The organism is Vibrio sp. V42_P2S4T144, from assembly GCF_009904715.1.
In the GTDB taxonomy this organism is placed as follows: Bacteria; Pseudomonadota; Gammaproteobacteria; order Enterobacterales; family Vibrionaceae; genus Vibrio; species Vibrio alginolyticus.
Window position 1 is genome coordinate 1 of sequence record NZ_WXWS01000237.1, and the last position, 4823, is coordinate 4823.

At 46.3% G+C, this 4823-nt stretch carries 2 protein-coding genes; one reads left to right on the plus strand and one right to left on the minus strand.

Annotated elements, in window-relative coordinates; genetic code table 11:
• The first annotated feature begins 241 nt into the window (after positions 1–241).
• Positions 242–3403: a chitinase C-terminal domain-containing protein gene (locus tag CAG68_RS08250; protein ID WP_161440997.1), complete on the plus strand. Its 3162-nt coding sequence runs from the start codon at positions 242–244 to the stop codon at positions 3401–3403.
• 97 nt (positions 3404–3500) lie between these two features.
• Here CAG68_RS08250 and glgC read toward each other — a convergent pair whose 3' ends face one another.
• Positions 3501–4718, minus strand: a complete 1218-nt coding sequence (gene glgC / locus CAG68_RS08255; RefSeq protein ID WP_033906540.1) for a glucose-1-phosphate adenylyltransferase — start codon at positions 4716–4718, stop codon at positions 3501–3503.
• Positions 4719–4823: the final 105 nt, after the last annotated feature.

A 4823-nucleotide genomic window follows, 5' to 3' on the forward strand; every position in this document is an offset into this window, starting at 1 on the left:
TTTTATTAATTTGCGAGTGACATATTTATTTAAGTTATAAAATTAGTTACTGGTGCCAAATAATAGGTACGTTGTTGCAATCATTTAGTGGATTGTTGCGAGGCGGTGTGGAAAACTCGTAAATAGATAGTGTGAAATCACCAACTTGTACTTAAGTTATTTTACGTCGAAATAAAAGTATAGATGCGCTTCGTTTAGCGCATTTAGTATTGTTTTAACAATAACTTAAGGAAGAGCGATTATGCACCTTAAAAACGGCAACGCAGTGAAAAACGTGTTCACACTAAGCACACTCACCGCTTCTTGTCTTATGGCCTTCAATAGCTACGCAGCAGTTGACTGTGCCCCTCTAGAAACTTGGCAATCATCAAAAGTTTATAACGGTGGCGACCAAGTTCAGCATGAAGGTAATGCTTATAAAGCGCGTTACTGGACGCAAAACAACAATCCAGCGCAATCTGGTGAGTGGGGCGAGTGGGAAACACTTGGCGCTTGTGATGGCACTGGACCGGTTGATCCACCTCAGAATGAAGTCCCGACGGTTACTCTGACATCGCCTTCTGCGTCGGCTTCTGTGACTGCGGGTGATGTTGTTAACCTAGCTGCAGATGCGGCAGATACTGATGGGACTGTTAGCAAAGTAGAGTTCTTTGTTGATGGTGTATTAGTTGGTCAGGCAACGTCTGCGCCGTATGCTGCATCGTGGACAGCAACTGAAGGACAGCACGAGTTCTCTACCAAGGCCTATGACGATGCAGGTGCCGTTAGTACGGCAAGTGTTGTGACGTTAACTGTGGCATCAGCGCAACCTGGTAACGAAGCGCCGACAGTGGATGTCGCGCTTTCTGCGAGCTCTATTGACCTGGGTGGTTCCGTAACACTGACTGCAAATGCTACGGATGCGGATGGTACCGTTGCTAAAGTTGATTTTTATGTTGCAGGTGTGCTTGCTGGCACTGCTACAACAGCGCCATACACGCTGGATGTAACCCCTTCACAAGCTGGCTCATTAAGTGTTTATGCGAGAGCAACCGATGATGCTGGAGCAACAGCAGATTCTGCAATTGCGACGTTAACAGTAAACGGCGGCGCAGTGACATCTAATTGTCGTCCTGATGGTCTTTATCAAACAACGGGTGTAGATGTTCCTTACTGTTCTATTTATGATGAAGAAGGTCGTGAGAAAATGGGGGCTGATCACCCACGTCGTGTAATCGGCTACTTCACCAGTTGGCGATCAGGTGACGACCCACAAGCGACTTACCTTGTTAAAGACATTCCTTGGGAACAACTTACTCACATTAACTACGCGTTTGTGAGCATTGGTTCTGACGGCAAAGTAAACGTTGGCGACGTAAATGATCCTAACAACCCTGCTACAGGTAAAACTTGGCCAGGCGTTGAGGTAGATCCTGCTCTTGGTTTTAAAGGTCATTTTGGTGCACTAGCAACTTACAAGCAAAAACATGATGTTAAAACGCTAATCTCGATTGGTGGTTGGGCTGAAACGGGCGGTCACTTCGATACGAACGGCGATCGTGTAGCTGATGGTGGCTTCTACACCATGACGACGAATGCGGACGGTTCTATTAATCATGCTGGTATTGAGAAGTTCGCAACTTCTGCCGTTGAAATGATGCGTCAGTACAAGTTCGATGGCCTGGATATTGACTATGAATACCCGACGTCAATGGCTGGTGCTGGTAACCCTTACGACAAAGACTTCATGGAACCACGTCGTCAGTATTTATGGGCGTCTTACCAAGAGCTGATGAAAGTATTGCGTGAGAAACTTGATGCGGCATCCGCGCAAGATGGTATTCATTATATGCTGACTATCGCAGCACCATCTTCAGGTTACTTGCTACGTGGGATGGAAACCTTCGATGTAACTAAGTACCTAGACTACGTAAACATCATGTCTTACGACTTGCATGGGGCTTGGAATGATCACGTTGGTCATAACGCGGCTTTATTCGATACAGGTAAAGACTCTGAGTTAGCGCAGTGGAACGTATACGGCACTGCTGCATACGGTGGTATCGGTTACTTGAACACAGACTGGGCTTACCATTACTTCCGTGGTTCTATGCCAGCAGGTCGTATTAACATTGGTGTTCCTTACTACACCCGTGGTTGGCAAGGTGTTACTGGTGGTGAAAATGGCCTTTGGGGCCGAGCGGCACTACCAAACCAAGCAGAGTGCCAACCGGGCACAGGTGAAGGTGAGAAGAACAACTGTGGTCACGGCGCTATTGGTATCGACAACATGTGGCATGATACCGACCCTAAAGGAAACGAAATGGGCGCTGGTTCTAACCCAATGTGGCATGCTAAGAACCTAGAAAACGGTATTTGGGGCTCTTACGCAGCTGCTTACGGTCTCGACCCTGTCAACGATCCTTCAGATAAGTTTGTTGGTACTTATACCCGTCATTACGATAGCGTTGCTGTGGCACCTTGGTTGTGGAACGCAGAGAAGAGCGTATTCCTATCTACGGAAGATAAAGCTTCTATCGAGGTGAAAGCCGATTACGTTATCGATAAAGAGATCGGCGGTATCATGTTCTGGGAACTAGCCGGTGATTACAACTGTTACGTACTGGATGCAAATGGTAATCGTACGGCAGTAGATGCAACTGAACAAGCTTGTGCGGCGGGTAATGGTGAATACCACATGGGTAACACTATGACCAAAGCTATCTACGACAAGTTTAAGTCTGCGACGCCTTACGGCAACAAAGTAGCGACTGGCCCAACACCAACTGAAGCAGTAGACATTACTGTTAGTGTTGGCGGCTTCAAAGTTGGCGACCAAAACTACCCAATTAACCCGAAAATCACGTTTACGAACAACACTGGTCAAGCGATCCCTGGCGGTACTGAATTCCAATTCGATATCCCAGCATCTGCGCCGGACAACGCGAAAGACCAATCAGGTGGTGGTTTGAAAGTGATTGCTTCTGGACATACTCGAGCAAACAACATTGGTGGCTTAGATGGCGTAATGCACCGTGTGTCGTTCTCTCTACCAGCATGGAAAGACTTGCCAGCGGGCGGCACTTACGAGCTTGATATGGTTTACTACCTACCAATCTCTGGTCCGGCTAACTACTCAGTGATTTCTGGTGGTAAAGAGTTTGCGTTCAAGTTTGAACAGCCAGATCTACCAATTGGTGATCTCAATGCGGGCACGGGTGGTGGTACCACTGAACCAGGTACGTGTGATACGACAGGTTTAGTGACATACCCAGCTCTGCCACAAACGGATTGGGCAGGTAATCCAAGCCACGCTAACCAAGGTGATAAGATCATCCACAACGGTGTGGTTTACCAAGCGAACTGGTGGACAGCGGCTGAACCGGGTACAGATGGTAGCTGGTCAACGGTATGTAACATCTAATTATTATGGATTATTTGTTATAGCCTAATGTTTACAGGCACTTAAACAAAAGCGCACGATGATTATCGTGCGCTTTTTTGTTGTGATAGTTTGTCGTTTAATCGAATTGGTAACTTTCGGGTATGACGACAATACCTTTGTCTGAGATTTTAAATCGCTTCGCATCTTCAAGTTTGTTGATGCCAATTTGAGTATGTGGCGGAATACGAACATGTTTATCAACTATGCAGTTGACCAACTGACTTCCTTCACCGACTTCTACGTCATCAAAAATGATGGAATCGACTACCGTTGCACTATCTTGAATGCGTACGTTAGAGGAGATTATGGAGTGCTGTACTGAGCCTCCGGAATTGATGACACCGGTAGCAATGATGGAGTTAATAAAAATGCCTTCATTACCCGTGGCCGACGATACAGTACGAGCTGGTGGAAACTGCGGCTCGTAAGTACGAATCGCCCAATTGGACTGATAAAGGTTCATTGGCGGCACAGGTTCTAGTAGATCCATATTCGCTTCATAGAAGGAATCAATGGTACCCACGTCGCGCCAATAGCAATCTTTATCGACGCGCCCTTTACTGCCACAGAATTGATAAGCGTAAACGGATTCGGTATCAATCAGCTTAGGTATGATGTCTTTTCCGAAGTCATGGCTTGATGAATCGAGTTTTGAGTCTTCTTCAAGCGCTTCTTTCAAAACATCCATATCAAAGATATATATTCCCATAGAAACAAGGCTTCTGGTCGCGCTTCCAGGAAGAGTAGGTGGGGTTTCAGGTTTCTCTATAAACGAAGTAACGAGCCCGTTTTCTGCGGTGCCCATTACACCGAATGCTGAAGCATCCTCTACGGGAACATCCATACAGGCAACGGTGAGCTTAGCACCTTTCTCTTTATGCTCTTCAAGCATTGCGGCGTAGTCCATTCGATAGATATGATCGCCGGATAACACAACCACATACTTTGCATCATTTCGCGATAGCAACCACATGTTGTGATAAATCGCATCGGCGGTTCCTTCATACCATGCACCACCTTTGCGCATTTGTGGTGGAACAGCAGTGATGTACTCGCCTAGCTCTGGATTGAATATCGACCAGCCGTCTCGTAAGTGTTTTTGAAGTGAATGAGATTTATATTGGGTTAAAACAAGGATCTTGCGTAAACCCGAATGTAAACAATTGGTTAGTGTGAAATCTATAATTCTATATTTTCCGCCAAAAGGTACGGCTGGCTTGGTTCTGTCATCGGTGAGTGGGCTGAGTCTAGACCCCATCCCTCCTGCTAAAATTACGGCAAGTGCGTCTTCCATAGTATTCCCTTTCCCTTTTCTGACATGCATCAAAACGGTGCTAACCTGAAGGAGGTGGTATGCAACGCAGAGGTTTTGAAAAGCATGTGCTAATGTGCTTATTAG

Excerpts from the sequence above, each read along its gene's own strand:
- CAG68_RS08250 (WP_161440997.1), top strand. The coding sequence starts at position 242 with ATGCACCTTAAAAACGGCAACGCAGTGAAAAACGTGTTCACACTAAGC.
- glgC (WP_033906540.1), bottom strand. The coding sequence starts at position 4,718 with ATGGAAGACGCACTTGCCGTAATTTTAGCAGGAGGGATGGGGTCTAGA.